Raw genomic sequence first — 24657 nt, 5'->3', positions numbered from 1 at the left:
TGCTTTAGAACAGTGCTTTAGAACAGTGCTTTAGCTGAGCGATCTGTTCACTGTAATTTGAGCCACTGTCACGATCGCAACCTTCACGCGTTCAAGATTTGTCAGTCATTGCTCATAAATAGATAAACCATGGGCTGATTATGACACGAGTACTCGCCACCCTAGCTGTATCATTCTTAAACAATAAAAGTTGTTTTTATGCACATTTTTTAACTACTTATTCCTAAAAATCTTTTGACAGCATTGTTAATGAATTGTTAAGTTAGAGCTTGTACTCCAGCTCATAATGAATTGGAATAACAAAAATAACCTCATGAAAAAGAAGGCTAATTGATTAGTTAGTTTTAACCATAGTGTATGAAATGACGTTTATTTCGTGATGGATAATAATAAAAACACCCACAAGGAAGCGCTAAATCATGAACAGATTACTGGTTCTCATTTTACTCTTTGTCAGTTTACAAGTTTCAGCTAAATCGTTACCACCGATACTCGATCATCTGCCTGTGTGTACGCCAACAGTGATCGATGGCATCTATGTGGAAAATACCCTTAAAAATAGCTCAAATGATAAATTGATAGAAACTAGCTTTCGCCTGATCCAGAAAAAAGCCAAACAAAAGCGGGTCGATGCCGTCATTATTACTAATTTAATTGAAGCCAATAAAATTATTATCACTGCTGACTTAATTGATTTTTGCGACGAAGATGACCGATTATCTTCGGTGAAAACCGCTTATAATCAACTTAGTCGTAAACCCATTAGCTTTAAAAAGCCGGCGCCAGCCACTAACGTTTCAACGGCAGCAACGACCAATCGCATTGCAGCTAAACCCAAAACGACCACAGCGCCACAAGTCACTGTAGCGCAGTCACAAATTAGCCCTGCGATTACAATACTGTCAGAACAAGAATTATCTAGCCTTGCAAGAGAAGCGAGCTTTCCTTCAACTAATGTGACTCTATCTAGCGCCTACGGGGTTAGCATTGATGATTCAAGCCAACGTCTGATTGAATTACTAGGACCTGCCAGCGCTTTATTTACCTTGAAAGATCAATCCCAAGCATGGCTATATGGCCGCGAACTGTGGTTTATTATCGACAACAATAAAATTCAGCAAATATCCTATAAAGATCGCTCTTTACTTAACTACAATGGCAAAAATTTAATTAGCTACAACGAAAGATTTGATAATAACTGGCTGATTGATGATAAAGCCGGATACCGTGATGAAGTGCTGCAAGTGCGCAATAAGCTTGATTATTTAAAGCAAACCAGTACTGAAGAATATATCGTCTCCAATCATAAAAACTTACTAACGTTAGAGTTTGATGAGTTTTCTTCTATCACCAGCGATGAGCCTGAATTACTGCTCACAGGTTTCACCTTTAAATCAAGAAAATACAGCCGTGATAATGATGAGATATTATTTTCGGAGCTCAATACCCAAAAGTTAACTGAAGTACTTTTACCTACTGAGAATAATCAACCCGACACGCTCGATGCGCTAGTTAACCGTTTTGTGCCTAATGTTATTCAGTTTTCAAACAACGGCGTTTGGAGTTTACTGTCAAAAAATGTCCAGGTTAAGCATTACAATAATGTCATTCAAAAAGTAAAACTCTCTGAGAGTATTAACTACCCTATTGAGTCAGATGAGCAGTTTATGGCTTATTTAAAATCCATTAATATCCCTGCCACCCGTGAAGCTATGTTGGCACACTTTAGCGATCAAGCCAGTGCATGGTATGAGATAGTTAATGTCGAAAGCGATGACTTTGTATTAAAAGCCGAGTTCACCTCTGAAGATGATGATGCGATGCTGATTTCATTGGAAGTTGAGTATTTATAACGCGCTTTGCGCTGCAATACACTGAAGACTTAACAGCCCATTAGCTTGAGATAGTGACAGCTAGTGGGCTTTTATTATTAATTAACGCCGTTTTTCACTCGCTAATCACGCCTCGTTAGGCAGCCACAGTTTAACGCTTAAGCCTTTTTCAGCGCGGTTTTGCATGGTGATATGACCGCCATGGGCTTCAACAATCTCGCGGCATAATGGTAAGCCAATGCCGGTGCCCGATTGTTTAGTGGAATAAAACGGTAATAAGGCTTGGGACAACACCTCGCTAGACATGCCTGAGCCGTTATCTTCAATAGTGATCATCACCCCAACAGCTGGATGACTGACCTCTAAAAAGGCCAGCGTGACCTCATCTTTATCCGCCCCTGACTCGTGGGCATTTTTAAGTAGGTTTATTAGCGCCTGTTCTAATTGCACACTGTCTAAGCCAATGGCTGTTTGCGGCAATGCTGAGGTTAACCGAAACGGGTATTGCTGGGCTAGTTGCTCGATGAAATTATCCCAATTAACAGGCGACCTTTTCGGTAAAGGCAGCTTGGCAAATTGCGCATAATGGCAAATAAATTGGCTTAAATGGGCGGTGCGATTTTCAATGGTATCAAATATCAGCGCTAATCTTTGGTTATCAAAATCTTTCGTTAACACCCGCCCTGAGTTGACCATTGAGGCAATTGGCGCCACAGAGTTATTCAACTCATGACTGATAATGCGGATGACTTTTTTCCACACCGCCACTTCTTGGCGATTAAGCTCTTTGGTTAATTGTTTAAGTAAAATTAAATGATGACGTTGATTATTTTGATTAAACTGCCCGCGGGAGATATGCCATGTTTCGATGTCGCCCGCGCTATCATCGCTTAACCCTTCGCCTTTGGCATCAATGGAAAACAAGCCTTCATGCTCACTATTTAACGCCTGCTTTAACGCGCTTGGTAATACTGAAATTAGATCGCAAAGCAGCATGCCTTCGATTCTAATCCCCTGATTAAATAAGTGCCTTGCAGCATCGTTGGCATAAATAATGCGCTGATTATCATCCACCAGCAACATGATGTTAGGTGAGTTTTGAATGACTTTATCGAGCATTAATTCGCGCTGATAAATAAACTGCCGCTCTTTGCGCAGCTTGGCCGAGGCTTGATTATATAAATCGGCCAGTTCATTTAGTTGCGGCTCAGCATATTCAGGTAATGACACACTAAATTCGTTATCTTTAAAGTTAAGTAAGCCAACTTCCAGCGCTTGTAAACTTTCGCCCAGTTGACGTGTCAGGTACATACTGAGTAAAAAACACAAACCCAAACTCACAACCACTGCGGCCCATAACAACTCATCCCCAAGCCATTGCCATAGACCGTAAGCCAGCAACAATGACACTAAGGTGCAGACTAAATTTGACAGTACCAGTTTGTTACGTAGGCTCATTTAAGGTTTGTTCTCTAAGTTGATGTTCAATAACTACGCTGCTGAGCAAAAATTATTTATTTACTGACAAGCCATACTTTTCCATCCGCCGGTACAGTGCTTGACGACTTAACCCGAGCGCTTTCGCGACTCTGGAAATGACCCCATTATGAGCCGTTAACGCCTGTTCAATCTGCTGTTTATCCGACTCGGCTGTGGTTTTAGTTATGGTTTTAGTTATGGTTTTATTTATGGTTTTATTTATGGTTTTAGCAGTGGTTTGAGTTATGGTTTTAGCAGTGGTGTTATTGCTAACACTATTGGCTGAAATAGCGTTGCTCGTTTCAGGTGCAGTTACAGTATCTGCACTTTGATCCGCAGCCATTGCGTTTGCAAGGTGTTGATTTTGATCTACTTCAGCAAGCGTGTGTTGTTGAGATAAACCTAAATCAGCGATGCTTAGTTGTGATGATTTAGCCAATAACACCGCTCTTTTACAAACATTTTCAAGCTCTCGCACGTTACCTGACCAAGCATGGGTTAATAGCGCTTGCTGCGCCTGTTTATCAAAACAAAATGATTCACCGACAAAGAAGTTGGCTAATGGCAATATGTCATCAATGCGTTGATTAAGCGGCGCTAACGCTAGTTCGATGACATTTAAACGATAGAATAAATCTTCTCTGAATTGACCATGACTAATGTCTTGAGCCAAGTCAGCATTGGTAGCGCTAATCACGCGCACATTCACTTTACGAGTTTGATGGCTACCTAAACGCTCAAACTCACCCGTTTGTAATACCCGCAATAACTTCACTTGCCCAGATAAAGGCAAGTTACCAATTTCGTCTAAAAATAAAGTGCCGCCATCCGCCGCTTCAAAACGGCCAATACGTGCTTTATTTGCGCCAGTAAAAGCCCCCGCTTCGGCGCCAAATAGCTCAGCTTCTAATAACTCCATTGGTAATGCGCCAATGTTCACTTTTATAAACGGCTTACTTTTTAACAATGAATTCGCTTGGACAATATCAGCAATCTTGTCTTTACCTGCGCCATTGGGGCCAGTAATCATTACCGACACATCTGAGCGCGCAACTTGCAGTGCTAAGTCTATGCAACGCTGCATGGCGCCGCTACCGAATACCATACCGCATAAATCAGCGTCTTTAATGGCGCTCATGCGTTCAGAATCAACTCGCGACAATTGATTATTTTTCTTAGATAGATGATAAATCGACAGTAAATTGCTGATGCTATTAAGCAACTTGGCATCATCCCAAGGCTTACCCATGTAATCCGCAGCACCTGCTTTAACCAGCTCAACCGCAGTTTCTAGTTGAGTCCAAGCGGTCATTAAGATGATAGGTAAATTGGGTTGTTGTTCCCGCAAGGTGTAAAACAGCTGCTTGCCCTCTTCACCTGAGGTGGTGTCTTGGGTGAAGTTCATATCTTGGATCACCAAGCTGATATCTTGCTCTGCCACTATCTGCAAAGCCTGCTCTGGGGTTTCGCAGCTTAATGATTTATAGCCATGAATATCCAACATTAATGTCAGAGCGCTACAAATGGCATGATTATCATCAACGACTAAAATACTATCCATGTGTGATCATTGTTCTCTTTTTAGGGATGCCCTTATGGGGTTCAAACTACCGTAAAATAGCCTCATTTACGAGGGTATCTTACGGTACATTTGCTCTAAACGCTGCGGGTGGCCATCGCAGGTGAAATCCTTGCTGCACGTGCTGCTGGCACTATGACTGCAAAGGTGGTCACCAATAATAAGCCCACGACGGCGGCAAATGGGTAAACACTGGGCAGCATAGGCAGGCTATATAGGGTCATTAATTGCTGGCCTAATTGCAATGCCAGCAAGCCTCCGATAATGCCGCCAGCAATGCAAATTAAATAGTTTTCTACCATAAAGTAACTGACAATATCGCGCTTTTTAGCCCCTAACGCACGGCGAGTACCTATCTGTTTAGTGCGACGCTGGATATTAAACATCACCATCCCTGTTAAGCCTAATGCAGTAATCAATAACAATAGCACCACCATCATACTCAGTACTGTCGCCATTAAACGGTGGTTACTGTAAGTGCGATCTTTCAGTTCTGTCAGTGAGGTAAAATCATCAATAACCCGGTTGGGGTTGTCAGCATGCAAGGCTTTAACGATAACCGCTTCTAAATCTGCAATATGCTCAGGTAGTGCCCGCACCATATAGGTTTTATTTGCACTTTGACCACTAAAATCAATGTTTTGTATCACACTGTATTCAAAGTTATCACTATTAACCCAAGCGCCTTGCAGCTTTTCAATCACCCCGATAATTTCAATGGGGTTTGTACCTTGATACACGACTTTCCCAATGGGGGACTCATCGCCCCAAAACGCTTTAGCAAATGGCTGAGACACCATTGCAAGCATACCGCTATCATCTAAGCTGGTATTCATTTCTTCAGGTCTAAAACTGCGCCCGGCAATTAATTTAGCCCCCATAGTATTCAGCAGATGATCACTGCCTAAATAAAAAGCAAAACTAGGGGTTTGTTTAGCCGTTTCAGCATCAGGGCCATCATTATAAATATCAGACCAACCACCACCACTTAACGGCATCATATTAGTTGATGACGCATCAATCACATAGGGCAAGCTGCGCAATATTTGTTGATCAACCTTGTTTTGCTCAAGGTTATCAATGGCAGGGTCAAAGTTATAAACATTGAATTTAAAGATTTGCTCTTCAGCATAACCAGAGTCTCGCTGCATCATGGTTAAACGTTCATGAATAATGAAGCTGGCATTAGCGACTATCGCCACAGACAGAGTAATTTGCAGTAGCAACAAGATAGGGCCGCTCTTACTGCGCAATAAACTCGATATAATCGGTTTGATATGTAACATGTCGAATTCCTTTTTTTGTTGGCTATTGCGCTTTTAAATACACACTAGGTTTTGTGCGGCACACGACCCAAGCAGGATACACACCCGCTAATACCGCGGTTAAAATCGCTATTATCGGGGTTATAATCCACATACTGCTATCAAGCCCTGCCACACTGGCATCAACATTAAACTGCGACTCAAGTAGGGTTAATGATCCCCAGGCCCATAACAAGCCGACCACACCACCGATAAAGCCAATAATGCCCACCTCAACCATATATTGACTGAAGATTTGTCCACGACTGGCACCAATGGCGCGGCGAACGCCGACTTCTGGAGCGCGTTTTAAGAATTTGGTCAATAACAACCCAAGAATATTGACTAAACATACAGTCAAAAATAATACACTAAGCCCAACGAGGATTTTGTTATCTCGGGGCACAACTTCACTATCCACTAACCACTTCTCAATATCACTAATTTGCACTGATACTGCTGTGGTTTTAGCAGTATCAGTAAAGCGGCCAAAGCTTCGTTGTTGCTCAACATATTGCGTTAACCAAGTTTGCAGCTGTTGCTTGTCGGCAACCGTTGGTAATAAGGCCCAAAACTGAATCCAGGTTTTTTCAGAATTTAATCTGTCTTGATAAGTCAGCATTGGCTCAAACTTCCAACCATTGGTGTTTCCCCAAACATCAAATTCTTCTAGTGGGGTTAATGAAAACGGTACAAAAATCTCTTCTGCATCATTAAACGCCCCATTAAGTGGATCGTAATATTTCGGTTGTGGGTTCCAATCTTTTATCACCCCCACTACTTGATAGGGTTTGCGGTTTAAATAAATGGTTTTGCCGACACTGTTAGCCCCATCAAAAAAGCTTTGATTAAGTTTCTCACCTATCACCACTTGATAGGCAGGTTGAGCATCGACACTTTTGTCCCAACGATCACCGTATAAAAAAGGCACCTCAAAAATAGTAAAAAAGTCTCTATCGATAACCCGCACACTTTTTAACACCGGCTGTATTTGAGGATCCTCTGACTGCATGGCTAAACCAGTTCGAAAAGAGGCCGCTTTAACAGATAAATCATTATTATTGCGAAGGTTGGTCACATCGGTATAAGTCAGGTTAGATTGAAAGCCATCCCACGAGTCTAATCCCTGACTCCATAACTGCACCGAATTAATTTGCTCACTACGATCTCCAGCCGGGTTATACGACATGGTTTTATAGACATTTAAGGTGGTGATGGTAATACCAATACCTATGGATATGGCTAATATCATTAGCAATGACAACATTGGGGTTTTCTTGATGCTGCGCCAAGCCAGATCGCAATAGTATAAAAACATAGTGATACTCCTGCTTAGTGGTTAGGCGTCATTAGCGACTTTTTGTAAATCGGCTACCACACTGTGGTCAGCTTGTTGATACATGGAAAAGTCACAAACCTGACCATCGACAATTTGGATATTACGCTGAGCTCGGCGAGCAAGTTCTGCATCATGGGTTACCATGATAATAGTGGTGCCTGACTGATTAATATTTTCTAATAATTCCATCACTTGGCTCGCCATTAAGCTGTCTAAATTACCCGTTGGCTCATCGGCAAGTAAAAAGCGTGGCTCACCCGCCAGTGCTCGAGCAATAGCAACTCGTTGCTGTTGCCCACCGGATAGTTGCGTCGGTAAATGCTTCATTCTGGCAGCAAGACCGACTTGTTCTAATGCTGATTCCACACGGCGTTTACGTTCGGCTTTATTAAAGCCTCGGTAACGCAGCGGCACTTCAACATTTTCAGCTAAATTCAAATCTGGAATAAGGTTAAAGCCTTGGAAGATAAAACCAATTTTTTCATTGCGCACCTGAGCACTTTTATTGTCATTAAGGTTTGATACATTGACGCCATCAAGGTGATATTCGCCGTCAGTAAAACCTTCAAGTAAGCCCGCAATATTCAAAAAGGTGGTTTTACCAGAGCCTGATGGCCCCGTGACGGCAACAAACTCACCTTCTGCCACTTCAAGGTTAAACTCACGTAATGCATGGGTTTCAACTAAATCCGTTTTAAATACTTTGCTAATATTTTTCATTGATAACATTTTGTATTTCCTTGTTTAACTCGGCGATATTCCATACCACTTCAAGTTCAATTAATTTGTTTAACCTTCCATATATGATCGATATGGAATGATTGAATAGACGTTAAAAAATCACCACTATCTGTAATACTGAGGAGATATCGAGCTTGATGATGGCGTTAACTAAATCATTCTGAACGGCTTCAGTCGCGCTATCTGACACTTGAGCGGTTAAATCAATGAGCTGAAAAGTGAATGACAACCAATCTAGGCTGGCATCAATACGGTAGCTGATCGCTAAACTTAACAACATCAACGCCAGCACACTAATAAAGGGTTTAGTTTGTAATTGTTTCATGGTCCTATCCTTACCGAGCTTGGATTAAATTTGTTGGATAAAATTTAAGTTTTTATAAATTCTGATTATCTAATTTGAGCTTATCTAAGCTGAATAGTGTCATCGTTACTAAAAGCTTCGGTGCCTGAAATCACCCACACATCACCTTCTTTACCGCCTTCAATCACTTCCACCTGACTCATACTTCTCACACCTAAAGTCACGGCCGTCTTTTGGGCTATATCATCAGTCAATAAATAAGCTGTTGAACCACCGCGATTTAAAAAATCTCCACGCTTAACCATTAATACATTGGGACGGTTTTCAAGTAATACTCGGGCCGATAAGCGCTGATTTTGACGTAATGACAATGGCTCATCAGTATCAAAGCGTACTCTGGCAGTGACTTCACGATTACGCACTTCTGGTGAAATTGAGGACAGTTTTCCCATGACATTGATATTGCCAAAGCTCAGCTCTACATCCATGCCAATGCCTAAATCATCGGCATAAGATTCAGGTACGGCGAGCTCAGCTTCAAAGGCACTTAAGTCCACCACGGTTAAAATAGGTTTGCTGGCACCAATACGGGCTTTTTGCTCCACCAGCCAGTTACCAATAATGCCTTTCACTGGGGCTTTAATATTTAGCGCCCCAAGTTGACGGGCTAACTCCTTGACCACGAGCGCCTGCCTAGACACTTCTTCGGCATGATTTTTAAGCTCAAATGCTAAGGTATCGGCCATTAAGTCAACTTCAGCAATGGCATGCTGGTGCAGTAATTTGGCTTTGTGTAGATCATCCTTACCCTTTTCAAAATCGATTCGGCTAATCAAACGGTTTTCAATCAGTTGATCGCCGCGGCGGCTTTCACGTTCTGCCGCCTCTAAGTCTACTTTGGCCATGTCTAACACTTGGCTGACTCTGAGTTGTTCTCGGCGGGCATCCAACTTGGCGCGCTCTAAATTACTTTCCATTGCGGTATAAAGTGACTGCTGCTGTTCATAGCTATTTTGCAATGTGGGGCTTTCGATACGGGCAACAACTTGAGCCTGCTCCACCAAATCACCAGGTTGACTGAGCATAGTCACCACGCCTTGTTCAGTGCTATATAACACTGGCGCATTGGCCGCCACAATTTTGCCTGTGGTGGCAATATCTCGCACTAACGTGCCACGGGTCAGTGTGGCCAGTCTTAAGTCAGTGGCATCAATTGAGCGCATATTGCTGTCATGGCCCATGCTAGCCCACACCAGCGCACTCATTAATAAGCCAACAGTGCCCACCATTAATGGCATTTTTAGCTTATTGGTAAGCTTGGGCTGAATAACCTTATCTTGTCCGCTGGTATCTTTAATCATCATTAATCCTAGAATGCACTTAATGCCGCAGCATTTATCAATCATATTGCATTGGATATAGCACAGGCTGTGCCAAAAATTAAATAATGTTATTAATTAGCAACTTAAAGAATTGTTATCATAAAAACGACAGCTAAAAGTGTCCGCGGACAGCATCTAATGTGTCCGCTTGAATTGTAGAAGTGTCCGAAAATGAAAAAAGTGTCCGCGCGGACACTTTTTGGCAATCTAGATTGATGAGTTAATTCAAGCAGCTTTAGGCTTAGCGCACTTTATCTAAAGCGCCACACTTTATCTAAGACGCCGCACTTTATCTAAGGCGCCGCACTTTATCCAATGCACCACACAAGGCTTCAACACCTAAAATAGCCCGAGGGGAGGCGCGGTGCAGTAAATCTGCATTGAGCTGATAGATATGCTGTTCCTTAACCGCGGGTAATTCTGGCCACTGTGACCAGTCAACGCCAATCACATTTCCTTCATCCTGACTTTGTAAAATCACCTCTGGCATGGTGAGTAATACATTTTCAACGCTGACTTGCGGGTACTCACTGGCGGCATCGATAAAGACGTTATCACCATGACAAGCTTCGATAATATGTTCTATCCAACTGCCTTTAGACACTGTCATTAACGGCGTTGACCATAATTGATAAAACACCTTTACTGGCGACTTTAATTGATTTTCAGCGCGAATATCCGCTAGCTGTTGACGATATTTTGCTGCCACTTTAGCGGCTTTATCTTGATTGCCAGTAAGCTCACCAAGTTGCTCTAATTCATTGGCGACATCATCAAGGCTTTTAGGGTCACTATTAAACACCTTAAAACCGAGCTGAGTTAGTTGAGTGATATCGTCCATTTTATTGCCGCTATTCCACACCACGACTAAGTCAGGGTTTAGCTCTAACACGCGCTCAATTTGAATACCGTAGTAACCGCCAATGCTAGGAATGGATTTAGCCGCTTGCGGAAAATCAGCATGATCAGTGGTGGCTACAATGGACTCACCCGCACCGATGGCATAAAGCATTTCAACCGCGTGAGGCGATAATGCAATAATACGTTTAGCGGGTTCTACAGTCGCCTTGGCAGCCAGCACCGAAGTTGAAAAAAGGCTGACTACAACTGTGATAGCGAACACGAGAGATTTTGGTGACAACATGTCTTTCCTTTTAATTGTTTTTTAAGGTTATTAGTTATTAGCGAGCAGTCTTATTTGTCGGGCAGTATGATAGCAGTCTTACTCGATTAGCGCCGCTGGCCAGCCATGGCTATCAATATAAGTTTGTAAGTTTTTAGGCCGATAATTATCATCTGCATCCCAGCGCTGTTTAACCGATTGATGGATCCACACCGGCGCTTCACAATCTGTCAGTGGTCTTAAGTATTCACCACGAATACGATACACATGCTTTTTAGACTTATGCTTGGTCGCCATAGGATTAGGGCGCAAACTGTCATGCAAATGGGTCTCGAATGCTAAGTCAAACTCACTGGCTTGTTGCATCATCCATTTAAGGGCAATATCCGATAAACAGCTTTGATCAGCATCGGGCTTATAGCTGCCACCGATATTACTGTGCACCCCAGCAAACCACACTTGTTGAATATTCATGTTAGTGCGAGGCTGCCAAATGGTCGGCCTAAAGTCATCACGTACTTCATCAATGGCCAAAGCATGGCGCGCCACGCTAACATTACGCCCAAGCTTAGTGTCGTAAAACTCATCTTTATCTTCAAATAGGCCTAAAAATGAGAAAGGAATTCCCATGGCGCCAACCGTATCCCACACTCCAACAAATTTGACCTGCCGTGATGGATAACTGTATTGCTCACGAAAAGCGATGGATTTTGCGCCGTCGGGCTTATAGGGTCTTGATTTAGATTTATAGTGCTCAAACGCCGCTTGAATTTGATTAGCATCGGGGCGCTTTAGAATGCCGCAGTTATTAATTAAGCCGCATAAACTGCGCACGGTATAAGCGCCGCGGCTAAAACCAAACAGATATATTTCATCGCCTTCATGGTAGTTTTGCACGATATAGCGATAACAATCCATAATGTTCTTTTGAACACCACTGCCCGTGATGCCGCCAGATACTGAGTCATAATAAGAGCCAACACCCCAATCGTAAAACACCTGTTGCGCCACGCCATCATCGGCAATGGGTTTAATGCCTCTGGCAATGCGTAGCACATTGGTGGGAAAGTCTTTTTTAAGGTCTTTCTCTGGGCGGTTCCAAGTGCCATCGGCACAAATAACAATACGTTTTTTCATTATATCTTCCTTGAATTTCTGCAATAAGTACTAAGCAATAAAATAGAATCAATCCTTGCTCGCAGATAAAGCTTCGACCTTTAGACTATAGTCAGCCCGCCCTAACAGGGTTTACTCTAACTCAGTTATTGAGCCATAAACAAAGGAGTTTTTATGTTAACTGCGGATCAATCTGTATTAGTGATTGTGGATGTGCAAGGTAAGCTTGCACAAGTAATGCAGCAATCATCGGCGCTGCATCATCAGCTCGCTATCTTGATCCAAGGGGCGCAATTATTTGATATCCCAATTTTATGGCTAGAACAACTGCCCGATAAATTAGGCCCAACCTCAGCGCAATTGAGCGAGCATTTATCTAAAACAACCCAAGTGATTGCTAAATCTCACTTTAGCGCATGGCAGTGTCAGGAGTTTCAGCAGCAGTTAACGCGCTTAAACCGCAATCAGATTATTCTCGCCGGCATTGAAACCCATGTGTGTGTTTATCAAACCTGTCAGGATTTATTGGCGAATCGCTACCATGTGCATTTAGTTGCCGATGCGGTGTCATCGCGCATTGAGGCCAATAAAGCCTTAGGCATTGAAATGATGCAAGCCTTAGGTGCTAAGCTGACTAACACTGAATCTTGTTTATTTGAATTGCAACATCAAGCGACAGGCGAGCGCTTTAAATCATTACTTAAATTGATCAAATAGCAATGCTAAATTAAAGCCTTATGGATGATTGTTGGCGCTTAGCAAATAAGCGCTATTACGGCGCTTTGATGCCAAGCAACTGGCTTTTTTAGAGATCATATTCAATCACATGAAGCTTTTACTTGGGCTTATTTTGCACTTAGTTTGAGCCTAAATAATCGTATTTCCCTGCGCTATTCACTGCTGCATCTAAGCTTAGCTTTTCGATTTATCTTCCCAATATTGGCAATAAATTGCGGTAAATCTAACCTGTGTATTTTGTATTAAGCTAAACTTACTGATAGTTTTATGGGAAACACAGTATTTCTGTTATTATTTGCAACCAAATAATCATAATTTAATGGATTAGCACTCGCCCATCCAAGTTTATTCGCCACAGGTAAAAATATGATTAACCACTTCACCGTCCTCGGTGTTAAAGCCAGTGCCAAAGAAGACGAAATAAAAAAAGCCTATAAACGTTTATCAAATAAGCTGCACCCCGATAAACTGCTTAACGCGTCTGAAGAAGAAAAACATCAAGCTGCAGAGCAGCTACAAAGGGTTAAAAATGCCTATGATGTTTTATCTGATAAAAAATTAAGAACTGCATTTATTAAAGATTTTAATAATGTCATCGTGACCAATCCTACAGCGGCAATGACCGAGCTGTGGGACCAATTTTATTCTTGAGAAACCCATGAGCCAAACACTTAATATCTCACGCATCAATGAGTTAAAAAATAATGCCTATGACAATATCGAATCGTACAACGATCCCGATACCCCTGATGCATTAGCTAAATTTACCAACTCAATGAAAGAGATTTTATTAGCCGATCCGTCGATGCTAGCTGCGGTACCCGAGTATTTACCGGTTGCCTTATTTAATCGCATTCGTTTTTCTGACGAAGCCAAAATGAAATGGGCAGGCTGGATTGATAATGCGGTATTGCCAACATGGGACGAGTTTAAAGTCACAGTTCAGTTCAACAATGCCGATGTGCCATTAGTACTTGCGGTACGTAAATACTCTGAAGAGCTGTTAATTGAAAGCTGCGCCGTGGTTTATCTACTTAATACTCAAGATAACGTGGTTGCACCAAGTAAGTCTTTTGCTTCATCTGAAGGCGGCAATAGCGACGATGGCTATGATCCTTACAACAATGATGACGACAGCCAAAGCGAAGATGAAGAAGGCTATTACGACCAATATGATGAAGAGGAGCGTTAATGAACAATCTTATTGAAATCACTGCTGCTGAGATTAAAGATCTCGCTGATGTTGAGCCACAACAAGCCAGTAAGCGCTTCGAGATCATTGCCAACACAATGAATGATGAGCAACTTGTTGATGTCATTGAACATATGGATATCGTTACCTTAACTCAAATCAACAGTCATCATGATATTTCTTGCCCGTCGATCATGTCTGAGCTGATGACCCCAGAGCAAATCCGCGACATCGTCTGTCAGCAACCTTTGTATTGGGAAGAGCAAATTAAAACCAATGTTGATGAATTAATGCATCATACCTTTGAGTTTTTAACTTACCTTATTCGTATTCAGGGCACGGAAGAAAAACAAGCCGCCATTTTAGAATGTATTGCAGAAGATCCTGCAGGACTGTTTTATTTATCCATTCCGTTTATTGAGTTGATTTTGGCGCCATCAGCCGAGCAAGACCACAACACTATTTTTGACTCATATGATGACGAAGATGATGGTGAAACAGTGGGTTATAGCAACTGGCAAGCAGATGAAGAAGCCCATAGCCTAGCGATGGATGATCCCCGCAGCCTATTGGCATTAATTCAACAAATTGCGCCAGAAGTGGCCAAGTCGATTAAAAATCTGCTGCGTAATGAAAGTTCAGGTTGGGAACAAATCATCGGTAAATTCGTTAATGAACTGGTGTTACAAGCAAAAGATAAAAACCAAGTGGCTGATGAGTACGCTGAAGTCGATGATATGTTTACTTTTCTTGATTAAGGAAACCAGTTAATGCAGTTAGCATTACGTGATAACAATCAAGGCCCGTACTTTAGTCGGGTACTTGAGCATGGCCGCCGTGAAGCACTATTAACCGATGAGCATGTCAGCCAAATAAAATCGAAAGCGATTTTAATGAGCCTTAAACTTGCTGATAAGTTTTATAACAAGCACAAAATGCATTTGCTTGAACAAGCAGCCCATGATGTCATTGGCGTGGTTAGCCTAGGGCTTATTGCGCTAACCGGTCACGAACCCGTTGGCTCAATCAACCTGCTGAAAACCCCTGATGGCATAATGAAGTGCTTTCAAAAAGGCTGGAGCATGTTGACCACGGTGAGTAAGCATATGCATGGCAGTGAAAAATCACTCTATGGCGATATCAATCCAATACTCATGGAAAAAATCTCGACCCCGCCAGATACTGATGAGTGGCTAGGTTGGCAAGATTATCAAAAAGCACTGACTGACCACAGAAGCCAAGAAGCCACTAAAGTATTGCTTGAAACCTTTTACGCTAAAACAGAACTGGATCCATTATTTAGTCTTGGGCTTGAAAGCGTACTGGCTGAAGCCGTGCTTTATCGCATGATGTTTGATGATGCTCGGGTACGTGAAGACATGAAAAAGCGCCTGCGTAAAATTGAGCTCGACGATAAGTGGTTTAGTGTTGAAGTGATCCAAATTCACACTGACCGCGCACTGTCACTCTTGCCAGATGCACTCGCAGATGCCATTCGCCAAGACTTAGGTAAGCATTTTTACCAAGAGTTATTGCGAACGCTTAAGTTTGCCAAAAAATATCGTGAACTTGCCCTCGGTGATGCCAGCCCTGAAAAGCTTGAGCGTTACGAGCAAAAACATGGCCTACAAAGTGTGTTACTCGGTTGGCAAGACACCTTTGAGTTTTAGTGACACCAAAGACACTAAATAGCGCAATATTAAAGGGTAATAAGATTACCCTTTTTTTATGCTTTAAACTTCTGATCTGAATATAGATTTCCAGCGTATTATCTAACTCAGTATAACGCGAGCAAGTACCGGAGTTGTCCATGAATAGAGATGTTGCTGACAGAAATAGCGCGAGCAGTGTCGCCAAAATACCCAGTAGTCGTTTATCTCGTTTAGGTAAAATGGGCTCATTAGCATCAAGGGTCGCTGGCAACGTACTGTTTGAAGGCGCCAAACAGCTCAGTAAAGGTCAATCACCTCAGTTGCAACAATTGATACTGACTCCCAAGAATATGACTCAAGTGGCTGAAAAGCTCGCGCAACTTCGTGGCGCGGCCATGAAAGTGGGTCAGATGATCTCTATGGATAGTGGTGATTTACTGCCAGCTGAAATCAGTGACATCTTAGCGAAACTCCGCGATGACGCCAAAGCCATGCCCCATAAACAGCTGGTAGCGATCCTAAAACAACAATGGGGACAAGATTGGTTAACCCCTTTTGCTCAATTTGAATTACGCCCCTTTGCAGCGGCCTCTATTGGTCAGGTACATTTAGCCTATTTAGACAGTGGTGAAAAACTGGCAGTTAAAATTCAATATCCCGGTATTAAAGACAGTATCGACAGTGATATTGATAATGTCGCCAGCCTGCTAAAAATGGCGCAGTTAGTGCCCGACCATGTGCAATTTGATAAGTTACTCACTGAAGCCAAAGCACAATTACACCACGAAGCTGATTATCACTACGAAGCTAATTTACTGCAGCAATACCGCACTTGGGTCGCTGATACGCCACACTTTGTGGTGCCAAGGGTTTATTCGCAGCTCAGCACCGACAGTATTCTAGTGATGCAGTTTATCGAAGGCGCTCCAATAGAATCGGTGCTTAATATGGCGCAAAGTATTCGCGATAAAGTCGCCACTCGGTTACTCAGTCTTTTTTTAGATGAGCTATTTAGCTTTAAGTTGGTACAAACGGATCCTAACTTTGCCAACTTTATGTACCAAGCAGATTCTGACAAAATTGTGCTGTTAGATTTTGGCGCTACCCGCAGCATTTCTGATGATTTATCCAGCGGCTATAACATGTTAATGCAAGGCGCTATGAGCAGTGATAGCGCACTTATGACCCAGGCTGCAGCGCAAATTGGTTTTTTTCAAAAACACATCACCCCAGAGCAGCAACAAGTCATTGTCGATATTTTTCATCAAGCCTGTGAGCCACTGCGCTTTGAAGGCGAATATGATTTTGCGAATAGTAATCTCGCTAAACGCATAACCGATTCAGCCAAGGCCATGAGCACCAAACAAGATGAATGGCACACACCGCCAACCGATGCGATTTTTATCCATCGCAAGTTAGCCGGTATTTACTTACTCGCCTCTCGCATAAAAGCAAAAATTGATGTCAGGCAGCTGTTTTTAAGCCATCAAAACAACATCTAACATTCGCAGTTAACGCTGAAGTTTATTGTCAAAAGGATTGTTTAATAATAAAACAGTCCCATATAAGAAAGTGACGTTTACTAAAAAATTTATAAGCGCCTTATAATTCAACAAGGAGAGTGACATGTTCAGCCACATCATGATCGGCAGTAACGATATACAAAAATCAAAAGCATTCTACGATGCAACCTTTGCAGTTTTAGGTTATGAACCAGGGGTCATCGATGATAAAGGGCGTTGTTTTTACTTCACCGAAAGCGGTATTTTTGCCATCACTAAACCCATCGATGGCGAGCCCGCAACCCACGGCAACGGCACCACTATCGGTTTTAGTGTTAAAGATGCTGCCCAAGGTGATACATGGCATGAAGTCGGCGCAGCAAATGGCGGCACACCTTGTGAAGAGCCGCCTGGCGTGCGTTCAAACCCAGCAATGAATTTATACCTTGCATACTTACGTGACCCTGATGGCAATAAAATTTGTGTACTGCATCGACTTCCAAAATAATCGCAGTAGTAAATACAAAATAGTAACGACTGAAGTTATTTTTACCGCACGATAAACACTGAAAAATGACTTAACATCCGACAATCACATAGCCTTGATGCTCGCTATGTGATTGTTAAATTTACGAATTCCAATCATAACCCCCTCACCTGCAACCCCTCCTAATCAAACTTGTAAGCCTCAATAGCCGTAGCAGTGTAAAATTAACCACAATAATATGCTCACTACACCATCTTAAGAGCCAATGAGTTAAACTCTAGCCAATAACTACTTTGACAGAGACATCACCATGAAATTGGGTTTTGCGTTATTCCTAGCTTATATTCTATTGTTAGTACCCAGCAGCCACGCTAGCCAAGAACAGCTTGAAAGCGCAACTAATCATGCTGATACAACAAAGGGCCAATTATCAGTCAAGCCGTTAATCGACAATGTATTTCAGTTTACCTCTTATTTTCACACCCAAGATTACGGCTTAGTATCTGCCAATGGATTAGTCGTAATTGATGGCACTGATGCCTACATGATTGATACCCCGTGGACAGAAAAAGATACCATTAAACTGGTGCGATGGATTAAGCAGCAAGGCTTTACGCTACAGGCGAGTATCTCAACCCACTCCCATGATGATCGCGCTGCCGGAATTGGCTACTTAAATACCATAGGGGTTGATACTTACGCCTCTGAATTAACCAATTCATTCTTAACAGCCAATAATAAGCCTTTGGCAAAACAGGCTTTTACAGGCAACAGCTTGCAATTGGCCAACAAGCAGATTGAAGTAAACTATCTCGGTGCCGGCCATACACAAGATAACCTCGTGGTGTGGTTACCTGAGTCAAAATTACTATTCGGCGGTTGCCTGATAAAAAGTCAAGCAAGCAAAACTATGGGCTATATTGCACAAGCGTCACTTTCTCAATGGCCAATAACCCTAGAGACAGCAAAAAGCCGTTATAATGATGCAATCATTGTGATACCAGGCCATGGCAACAATGGCGGATTAGAACTACTCAAGCACACCCAAGAGCTGATTAGTAACCATTTAAAGTAAATTTATTGAAAAAGAAGCTGTAGAAAATGCCAACTGATAATAACGCAACCCATTCCACTACAAACCAGCACTGCTTTGTGCCATTCAACACCAATGTAGATGGATATACATTGCCGGAAAAATTTACTTTCCCCTTTTATTATCAGCCACATCCATTAGCGATTATCGCCGCCGAGCAGCTGCAAGAGCATTTACAACAGCAAACAGATTGGCTGCATAATTTTGGCATTAGCGATAAAGAGCACGAACAGTCAGCACCCACTGAAGCATTACTTAGAATAGAAGCATCAAAACACCTCCCCGCCATAGGTAAAATGTTTGGGGTATTAGTGGTCAAAAATGCTCAAGGACAGTTGGGTTTTTTAGCTGCTTTTTCAGGTAAATTAGCTGATGAAAACCTATGGCCACAATTCGTGCCGCCAGTATTTGATATGCTCAGTAAAGATAGTTTTTTCAAACAAGAAAATATCGAAATCAATCAACTCAATGCCCAGCTGGTTGAGTTAGAAAACGATCCTTTATTGCAGCAGCTGACCACTAAACTAGCGTTAACGCAGCAGCAAGCTGAAAATGCCATCGCAGCCCAGCGATCGCAAATGATCGAAAACAGAAAATATCGCAAAGCTCAACGAGCTCAAGCGCAGAGTCTCAATGAAACTGACTTTAAAACGCTATCCATTGAAATGAGCAGGCAAAGCGTTAATGATAAATATTGCTTAGCAGAGCTTAAAGAGCATTGGGAGTTGCAAACTCAACTGATTGCTGAGCCATTAGCTGAATTAGAACAGGCTATTAGTGCTATCAAACAACAAAGAAAACAGCTATCCAATGCCCTGCAGCATAAATTATTTAGCCACTATCAGTTTTTAAATGCCCTAGGTGAAACGAGCGATCTTAATAAGATTTTTAATGATGCGCCCAATCATTTACCGCCAGCTGGAGCTGGTGAGTGCGCCGCGCCTAAATTGCTACAATATGCCTTTAAACATAATTTCACGCCTATCACTATGGCTGAGTTTTGGTGGGGCATGTCACCCAAATCTGAAATTAAACAGCATAAAAACTATTACCCTGCATGCCATGGAAAATGCCGCCCAATTCTAGGCCATATGCTTAAAGGCTTACAGGTTGATGAAAACCCACTACTTAGCAACCCTGCTGAAGGGGTTGAGCTACCCATAGTTTATCAAGACGATCATATTGTGATCGTGAATAAGCCAGCGGAGTTTTTATCTGTGCCCGGTAAAAATATTACCGACTCTGTATATAGCAGAATGAAACATGCTTTTCCCCACGCCACAGGGCCACTCATAGTGCATCGCTTAGACATGTCGACCTCAGGATTAATGGTTATTGCGCTGTCTAAAGAAGCCAATAAGCATTTAGTGCAGCAATTTATCAGTCGTAGCGTCACCAAGCGTTATATCGCTAAGATCGATGGGATCCCACAGTTTGATCGCGGCGACATCACACTGCCATTAAGAGTAGATTTAGACGATAGACCAAAGCAACTTGTCTGTTATTCACATGGAAAAAATGCACAAACCCATTGGCAAAAAGTACAAGAATTAAACAACTCTTGCTTAATCCACTTATTCCCTAAAACAGGCAGAACTCATCAACTAAGAGTCCATTGCGCCCACGCCAAAGGCTTGAACATGCCAATTTTAGGCGATGATTTATATGGAAAAACCGCACAAAGACTGCATTTGCACGCTCAATTACTGTCGATTATTCACCCGAATACAAATCACAGAATAACCTTTGAAGTTAATGCTGACTTCGAATAATCACAAATCTAAAACAACAGTTTTAAATAACCGAATGAATTAGTGTCAATTTTCTGTCTATTTGGCACTGATAAAAACTCTTAAAAATCCCTATTTCCAAGTAGAAATGTTAATCAATATCAGTTAATGTAATAAGTTCGTACGACATACGGTTTAATTGATAACAACCCAATAAGCTAACGTTTTCTACGTTATAAATTTTAGCCTCCTACAAGCTGTTGATTAAATTAATAAAACTTTGGCTTACTGCACTATTTAAGGAAAAAAGTGGACTATGAAAGAGTGGTATTTCTCAAATGATGGTGAGATCAGCGGACCATTAAGGCTGGCAGAATCAAATAAGTTTATTGCGTCAAATCCAAATGTTTATGCTTGGCATCCCTCTTATGCGCAGTGGGTTCCTGTAAGTGATATTGAAGAGTTCGATGTTATTGGTTCTCCACCACCTGCACCGGCGGAAATCCCCCAGCAACTGATTGAGCATTTCACCGCTAAAGAGCGTGAGCTAAATGCTGCGCTAGGCCGAATAGATAATACGATTCAAACAATCAGTGCTTCTATGGCAGATATTGATCGCGACACCAATCGCTTTAAACAAACCACCAAAGATTTAAACGATAAAGTAGAAGCAACGTTAAAAAGCGTTAATGAGCAATATGCTGCATTACAGAAGACTCTTACTGGTGTTAACTGATTGAGTAAAGGAACCTTATTACTCTGATTTGCATATAACATTTGTTTATAACTAAAAAATTAAGAATACGATTATGAAAAAATGGTTTTTTTCCAAAAATGGCAAAATAACTGGGCCATTTACAGAAGTTGAAGCAAAAGAATTTTTACTCAGTGATGGTAACTGTTATGGATGGCACCCATCATTTACACAATGGAAACCTGCAGGCAGCATTCCCGAATTTGCCGCCTTTGTTCCAAAGGTGACACCACCAGCTGAAATACCTCAAGCATTAATAGCGGAATTTGCAGCTAAAGATAAAGCATTACAAACAAAAATACTGACCATGGAAGAAAGCGTTATTTCTACCAAGGCCTACCTACTTGAGTTTGAACAAGAAATTACTAATTATAAAAAATTAACGAATAATCTAAACGATGAAGTTAAAAATAATATTAGTCCTTTTGAAAACAAATATAATTCGCTACAAAACTCATTTGATGAGTTAGTTAGTGCGTTATCAATTGCTAAAACTGAAGTTAATGAAGCTGTTACTGAATTTAATCAACGAGTCAACAAACGGCTTGCTGAAAGCGGCACCAACACTAAAGCCGTTACCGCAGCTCCTGTAGCTAAAGATGCAGCTGTAAGTTCGGCAGCTTTATCTGTTGATAATGTATCTGCAATCAGTGATCAAATTCAAAAAGCACTTGCTGAAAGCATGATGTCAGCAGTTGAAGACGTCAACAACTCAGAACTGACAGCAAAGAAATCGTTAGATCCTGTTGCCGTTGCACCTAAAAAAGCTAAAGCAAAAATTGATAAAATAGAATTCTCTGAAGACATCGCTGAAGATACTCAATCTGAAGCTGAAGAAAAAGCGGCTGGTCTATCTGGCGTGAGTAATATCTTCAAATCTGTCTTCAAGGGGGATCCTAAGACACCGCCAAAAAAGTCAGAAACGCCGGATGATGCAGATCAGCTGGTGAAATCAACGAATGCTAACAGCAATGATAATAAAGCTACTGATAAAAAAGAAGAAGTTGTAGAAACTGAAGATGAAAAAGAAGCCAGAATGAGACGTCGTAGAAGACGTACACATTACATTGCGTCTTAACATTTACAGCCTCTAAGGTAATGATGCTTAACTGCTGATAGTTGCTCCGAATTGAATATCAAAATGGCCTATTTATTAAATAGGCCATTTTTTATTGAATAGAGTACGTTGGAATAGTCGTAACAGAACTGGCTCACAGCTGCATTCAGCAGCTCAACTTTCGAGTTGATCATTTGTGATGATTACTGCTGTAATCGAAAACAAAAATGTTCGCTCGCTGCTACAATCGCCTTATCAATGCCACCTGGATATTACTCACTGCATATGTTGGCAAAGGTTGCTTGAGTGAGCGTTTGCAAATCTGCTGGCGCCAATGAGATTTCTAAGCCCCTGCGCCCCGCGCTCACATACATACTATTAAGCGCCTTGGCAGAGGCGTCTATAACTGTTTTTAAACGCCGTTTTTGTCCTAATGGGCTCACTCCACCAAAAACATAACCTGTGGTTTTCTCCGCTAGCGCTTTATCCGCCATCACCGCTTTTTTACCACCAAGAGCTTTAGCAAGTAATTTAAGACTCAACATTGATGTCATGGGCACAACCGCAACGGCTAATTCCTTGCCGTCTATTGTAACAACTAAGGTCTTAAACACTTGGCTCGCTGACACGCCAAGTTTCTCTACCGCTTCATCACCATAGGACTGAGCATTACTATCATGCTCATATTCATAGATAGTGTGAGGCGTTTTATGTTTTTTAAGGGTATTAATCGCTGGGGTCATAGTGTCTTTAATAAATCCGTAAATAAGACCAGCTCATACTGTGATCTTTTAGCTGTTGGTATCTGTGATCTGTTGATATTCAAAACTGGTAATTTCAAAAGGATTGCCATCGGGATCAGCAAAGTAAATTGACCAGGTAACTTCATGATCGCTTTCAGTATATTTTATCTGATTCTCGGCAAGTTTTTGTTTCCACAACTGGTAATTTTTAGCATCTACCCCAAAAGCGACTGTGGTAAATTTTGGCTTAATACTTTCAAAAAGCGCTAAATGGATCTCACCATGCTCGATAGTCAAGGGGCCGTCGCCTTGACTCCAAAAGGCTAACGCTTCGACCAGCTTAAAACCCAACACTTGTTGATACCAAGCGAATGCCTTTGCTCTATCCCTGACATAAATATGAATATGGTCAACCCGAGTTAGTTTGGGGCTGGCTTGACTAAGAGTTGGCTCATTATAAACAGACATATTAGCTCCGATTAATCCACGTTGGCGCGCCAAACTCAGTCAATTGATTGTTTATCAGCACAACGGCATCATTATCTGAGCAACACAGCAATGCTTGCTGTTTAGCTAATGACAGTGACTTAAACTGCGCTTGTGACTGTGTGTCATCAATATCTGTCGGCGATATGTGCGGTACATACAAAAATGGCACTAAGGCTAAAGCGCTGGTATCCACTAACCCCACTTGATTAGTATCACCGCACAAGGGGGCGGAATCAATTGATGAGGTCATTATCATTGCCCCAGCACTGATACCGATTATCGCAGTGCTCCTTCCTGCACTGTGTTTTACAGGACGATCAATCCCAAGACGATCTATTACTGGAGCATCTTGACTCATATCACCCTGTGCCAATTGATAGAGTAACTTATCTACCCCGCGCTGCTTTAACCAGTATAGGAAACGATAAGTATCGCCACCGGATAAATATACCAGCCCAGCTTGACGTAACATATGCTCCGACTCGGTGGTATAACCATCTTCAAGATCAATATAGCTTACCTTATCAAACCCTAGGCCCTTAAACATCGCAGCTACGGGTGAAAAATAGCTTCGCTGAGCATCAGGCTCAGAGGCAATATAAACGACACCAGCTTGCTTTTCAGCTATCGATAATGACGCCACAACAGCTGCTATCGCTTGCTGGGATGCTATTGAGGTTCCATCACTTAATAATGCTAATTTCATTGATCTTGTAAGTCCTTTTACTGTTTTCCATTCTTAATTTCAGTCGATTAGCTAGACGGGTTAATCTTCCGCCAAGGCATCAAATTGCTTTCTTTTCTCGTCCATAAACTGCTGCATCGCTGCAGGATCTTGCATCAAATGCGCCATTTGCGACATCACTAACATATGTGGCGCATCCTGCTGCTGAAACATCGCCATTGCATGCATTTTACTTTGCGCGGCCATTTCTTCAAATGTCTCAGCATGGAACACTTGATCACAAGCACCACCAAGTTGTTTACAGGTCATTGTTTTCATTATTATCTCTCTTTTTAA

General features: G+C 41.9%; 25 protein-coding genes. 12 read left to right on the top strand and 13 right to left on the bottom strand.

The features are described from left to right. Positions 1-419 precede the first annotated feature (419 nt). Entirely contained in the window at positions 420-1853 is a 1434-nt protein-coding gene (locus BM739_RS14030) for a hypothetical protein (protein WP_076541664.1), read from the top strand. Positions 1854-1958: 105 nt separating this feature from the next. On the opposite strand, the gene BM739_RS14025 is transcribed toward BM739_RS14030, so the two are convergent. The 9 genes from BM739_RS14025 to BM739_RS13985 all read right to left on the bottom strand — a co-directional run bounded on the left by BM739_RS14025 (position 1959) and on the right by BM739_RS13985 (position 12220). Beyond that, positions 1959-3290, bottom strand: coding sequence for a PAS domain-containing sensor histidine kinase (locus BM739_RS14025; RefSeq protein WP_076541662.1), 1332 nt, complete (start codon positions 3288-3290; stop codon positions 1959-1961). Positions 3291-3342: 52 nt separating this feature from the next. Beyond that, complete coding sequence (locus tag BM739_RS14020) at positions 3343-4872, bottom strand: sigma-54 dependent transcriptional regulator (protein ID WP_076541660.1); 1530 nt, start codon at positions 4870-4872, stop codon at positions 3343-3345. Between the two features lie 95 nt (positions 4873-4967). Beyond that, the gene (locus tag BM739_RS14015; RefSeq protein ID WP_076541658.1) at positions 4968-6176 is read right to left on the bottom strand and encodes an FtsX-like permease family protein; all 1209 of its coding nucleotides are present in this window, start codon (positions 6174-6176) and stop codon (positions 4968-4970) included. A gap of 22 nt (positions 6177-6198) precedes the next feature. Next, positions 6199-7512, bottom strand: a complete 1314-nt coding sequence (locus tag BM739_RS14010; protein WP_076541656.1) for an ABC transporter permease — start codon at positions 7510-7512, stop codon at positions 6199-6201. 21 nt (positions 7513-7533) lie between these two features. Then, on the bottom strand, positions 7534-8262 hold the full coding sequence (locus tag BM739_RS14005; protein WP_076541654.1) for an ABC transporter ATP-binding protein: 729 nt from the start codon (positions 8260-8262) through the stop codon (positions 7534-7536). A 103-nt stretch (positions 8263-8365) separates the two neighbouring features. Next, positions 8366-8599: a hypothetical protein gene (locus BM739_RS14000; protein ID WP_076541652.1), complete on the bottom strand. Its 234-nt coding sequence runs from the start codon at positions 8597-8599 to the stop codon at positions 8366-8368. Positions 8600-8679: 80 nt separating this feature from the next. Next, entirely contained in the window at positions 8680-9939 is a 1260-nt protein-coding gene (locus tag BM739_RS13995) for an efflux RND transporter periplasmic adaptor subunit (RefSeq protein ID WP_076541650.1), read from the bottom strand. A 310-nt stretch (positions 9940-10249) separates the two neighbouring features. Then, positions 10250-11104, bottom strand: a complete 855-nt coding sequence (locus BM739_RS13990) for a cobalamin-binding protein (protein WP_076541648.1) — start codon at positions 11102-11104, stop codon at positions 10250-10252. Positions 11105-11182: 78 nt separating this feature from the next. Next, on the bottom strand, positions 11183-12220 hold the full coding sequence (locus tag BM739_RS13985) for a DUF2235 domain-containing protein (protein WP_076541646.1): 1038 nt from the start codon (positions 12218-12220) through the stop codon (positions 11183-11185). Between the two features lie 153 nt (positions 12221-12373). Between BM739_RS13985 and BM739_RS13980 the strand changes: the two genes are divergently transcribed. The 11 genes from BM739_RS13980 to BM739_RS13930 all read left to right on the top strand — a co-directional run bounded on the left by BM739_RS13980 (position 12374) and on the right by BM739_RS13930 (position 22425). Continuing rightward, the gene (locus BM739_RS13980; RefSeq protein WP_076541644.1) at positions 12374-12916 is read left to right on the top strand and encodes a hydrolase; all 543 of its coding nucleotides are present in this window, start codon (positions 12374-12376) and stop codon (positions 12914-12916) included. A 387-nt stretch (positions 12917-13303) separates the two neighbouring features. Next, positions 13304-13588, top strand: a complete 285-nt coding sequence (locus BM739_RS13975) for a J domain-containing protein (protein WP_076541642.1) — start codon at positions 13304-13306, stop codon at positions 13586-13588. Positions 13589-13595: 7 nt separating this feature from the next. After that, positions 13596-14129 carry a hypothetical protein gene (locus tag BM739_RS13970; protein WP_076541640.1) on the top strand — a complete coding sequence of 178 codons (534 nt, stop codon included), beginning with the start codon at positions 13596-13598 and terminating at the stop codon, positions 14127-14129. Beyond that, positions 14129-14887: a hypothetical protein gene (locus BM739_RS13965; RefSeq protein WP_076541638.1), complete on the top strand. Its 759-nt coding sequence runs from the start codon at positions 14129-14131 to the stop codon at positions 14885-14887. The genes BM739_RS13970 and BM739_RS13965 overlap by 1 nt, the downstream gene beginning before the upstream one ends. A 12-nt stretch (positions 14888-14899) precedes the next feature. Then, entirely contained in the window at positions 14900-15799 is a 900-nt protein-coding gene (locus tag BM739_RS13960) for a hypothetical protein (RefSeq protein WP_076541634.1), read from the top strand. A 140-nt stretch (positions 15800-15939) separates the two neighbouring features. Then, on the top strand, positions 15940-17283 hold the full coding sequence (locus BM739_RS13955; RefSeq protein WP_076541633.1) for an AarF/ABC1/UbiB kinase family protein: 1344 nt from the start codon (positions 15940-15942) through the stop codon (positions 17281-17283). Positions 17284-17407: 124 nt separating this feature from the next. Beyond that, complete coding sequence (locus BM739_RS13950) at positions 17408-17791, top strand: VOC family protein (RefSeq protein ID WP_076541631.1); 384 nt, start codon at positions 17408-17410, stop codon at positions 17789-17791. A 289-nt stretch (positions 17792-18080) separates the two neighbouring features. Continuing rightward, the gene (gene bla / locus BM739_RS13945) at positions 18081-18845 is read left to right on the top strand and encodes a subclass B1 metallo-beta-lactamase (RefSeq protein WP_076541629.1); all 765 of its coding nucleotides are present in this window, start codon (positions 18081-18083) and stop codon (positions 18843-18845) included. A 26-nt stretch (positions 18846-18871) separates the two neighbouring features. Further along, a complete protein-coding gene (locus BM739_RS13940) occupies positions 18872-20635 on the top strand; it encodes a pseudouridine synthase (RefSeq protein WP_083698177.1) in 1764 nt (587 codons plus the stop codon). Positions 20636-20909: 274 nt separating this feature from the next. After that, positions 20910-21329, top strand: a complete 420-nt coding sequence (locus BM739_RS13935) for a DUF4339 domain-containing protein (protein ID WP_076541627.1) — start codon at positions 20910-20912, stop codon at positions 21327-21329. A gap of 73 nt (positions 21330-21402) precedes the next feature. After that, positions 21403-22425 carry a DUF4339 domain-containing protein gene (locus tag BM739_RS13930; RefSeq protein WP_076541625.1) on the top strand — a complete coding sequence of 341 codons (1023 nt, stop codon included), beginning with the start codon at positions 21403-21405 and terminating at the stop codon, positions 22423-22425. Positions 22426-22676: 251 nt separating this feature from the next. Here the strand turns inward: BM739_RS13930 and ybaK are convergent, their stop codons facing one another. The 4 genes from ybaK to BM739_RS13910 are packed head-to-tail and all read right to left on the bottom strand — an operon-like array spanning position 22677 to position 24639. Beyond that, the gene (gene ybaK, locus BM739_RS13925; protein WP_076541623.1) at positions 22677-23147 is read right to left on the bottom strand and encodes a Cys-tRNA(Pro) deacylase; all 471 of its coding nucleotides are present in this window, start codon (positions 23145-23147) and stop codon (positions 22677-22679) included. Positions 23148-23195: 48 nt separating this feature from the next. Beyond that, on the bottom strand, positions 23196-23615 hold the full coding sequence (locus BM739_RS13920) for a VOC family protein (protein ID WP_076541621.1): 420 nt from the start codon (positions 23613-23615) through the stop codon (positions 23196-23198). Between the two features lies 1 nt (position 23616). Further along, entirely contained in the window at positions 23617-24342 is a 726-nt protein-coding gene (locus tag BM739_RS13915; RefSeq protein ID WP_076541619.1) for a Type 1 glutamine amidotransferase-like domain-containing protein, read from the bottom strand. A gap of 60 nt (positions 24343-24402) precedes the next feature. Beyond that, a complete protein-coding gene (locus BM739_RS13910; protein ID WP_076541617.1) occupies positions 24403-24639 on the bottom strand; it encodes a DUF1059 domain-containing protein in 237 nt (78 codons plus the stop codon). Between the last annotated feature and the right edge of the window lie 18 nt (positions 24640-24657).

The organism is Shewanella sp. UCD-KL21, from assembly GCF_001957135.1.
Taxonomy (GTDB): Bacteria; Pseudomonadota; Gammaproteobacteria; order Enterobacterales; family Shewanellaceae; genus Shewanella.
Note: the sequence above shows the minus strand (reverse complement) of the source record. Positions and strands in the feature narration are given on the sequence as shown.

Coding starts and splice junctions, on each gene's coding strand:
- BM739_RS13990 (WP_076541648.1), bottom strand. CDS start 11,104: ATGTTGTCACCAAAATCTCTCGTGTTCGCTATCACAGTTGTAGTCAGC.
- BM739_RS14020 (WP_076541660.1), bottom strand. CDS start 4,872: ATGGATAGTATTTTAGTCGTTGATGATAATCATGCCATTTGTAGCGCT.
- BM739_RS13955 (WP_076541633.1), top strand. CDS start 15,940: ATGAATAGAGATGTTGCTGACAGAAATAGCGCGAGCAGTGTCGCCAAA.
- BM739_RS13970 (WP_076541640.1), top strand. CDS start 13,596: ATGAGCCAAACACTTAATATCTCACGCATCAATGAGTTAAAAAATAAT.
- BM739_RS13950 (WP_076541631.1), top strand. CDS start 17,408: ATGTTCAGCCACATCATGATCGGCAGTAACGATATACAAAAATCAAAA.
- BM739_RS14010 (WP_076541656.1), bottom strand. CDS start 7,512: ATGTTTTTATACTATTGCGATCTGGCTTGGCGCAGCATCAAGAAAACC.
- BM739_RS14030 (WP_076541664.1), top strand. CDS start 420: ATGAACAGATTACTGGTTCTCATTTTACTCTTTGTCAGTTTACAAGTT.
- BM739_RS13980 (WP_076541644.1), top strand. CDS start 12,374: ATGTTAACTGCGGATCAATCTGTATTAGTGATTGTGGATGTGCAAGGT.
- BM739_RS14000 (WP_076541652.1), bottom strand. CDS start 8,599: ATGAAACAATTACAAACTAAACCCTTTATTAGTGTGCTGGCGTTGATG.
- BM739_RS13985 (WP_076541646.1), bottom strand. CDS start 12,220: ATGAAAAAACGTATTGTTATTTGTGCCGATGGCACTTGGAACCGCCCA.
- BM739_RS14025 (WP_076541662.1), bottom strand. CDS start 3,290: ATGAGCCTACGTAACAAACTGGTACTGTCAAATTTAGTCTGCACCTTA.
- BM739_RS13995 (WP_076541650.1), bottom strand. CDS start 9,939: ATGATTAAAGATACCAGCGGACAAGATAAGGTTATTCAGCCCAAGCTT.
- BM739_RS13975 (WP_076541642.1), top strand. CDS start 13,304: ATGATTAACCACTTCACCGTCCTCGGTGTTAAAGCCAGTGCCAAAGAA.
- BM739_RS13910 (WP_076541617.1), bottom strand. CDS start 24,639: ATGAAAACAATGACCTGTAAACAACTTGGTGGTGCTTGTGATCAAGTG.
- BM739_RS13940 (WP_083698177.1), top strand. CDS start 18,872: ATGCCAACTGATAATAACGCAACCCATTCCACTACAAACCAGCACTGC.
- bla (WP_076541629.1), top strand. CDS start 18,081: ATGAAATTGGGTTTTGCGTTATTCCTAGCTTATATTCTATTGTTAGTA.
- BM739_RS13915 (WP_076541619.1), bottom strand. CDS start 24,342: ATGAAATTAGCATTATTAAGTGATGGAACCTCAATAGCATCCCAGCAA.
- BM739_RS13960 (WP_076541634.1), top strand. CDS start 14,900: ATGCAGTTAGCATTACGTGATAACAATCAAGGCCCGTACTTTAGTCGG.
- BM739_RS13965 (WP_076541638.1), top strand. CDS start 14,129: ATGAACAATCTTATTGAAATCACTGCTGCTGAGATTAAAGATCTCGCT.
- BM739_RS13920 (WP_076541621.1), bottom strand. CDS start 23,615: ATGTCTGTTTATAATGAGCCAACTCTTAGTCAAGCCAGCCCCAAACTA.
- BM739_RS13930 (WP_076541625.1), top strand. CDS start 21,403: ATGAAAAAATGGTTTTTTTCCAAAAATGGCAAAATAACTGGGCCATTT.
- BM739_RS14015 (WP_076541658.1), bottom strand. CDS start 6,176: ATGTTACATATCAAACCGATTATATCGAGTTTATTGCGCAGTAAGAGC.
- BM739_RS13935 (WP_076541627.1), top strand. CDS start 20,910: ATGAAAGAGTGGTATTTCTCAAATGATGGTGAGATCAGCGGACCATTA.
- BM739_RS14005 (WP_076541654.1), bottom strand. CDS start 8,262: ATGTTATCAATGAAAAATATTAGCAAAGTATTTAAAACGGATTTAGTT.
- ybaK (WP_076541623.1), bottom strand. CDS start 23,147: ATGACCCCAGCGATTAATACCCTTAAAAAACATAAAACGCCTCACACT.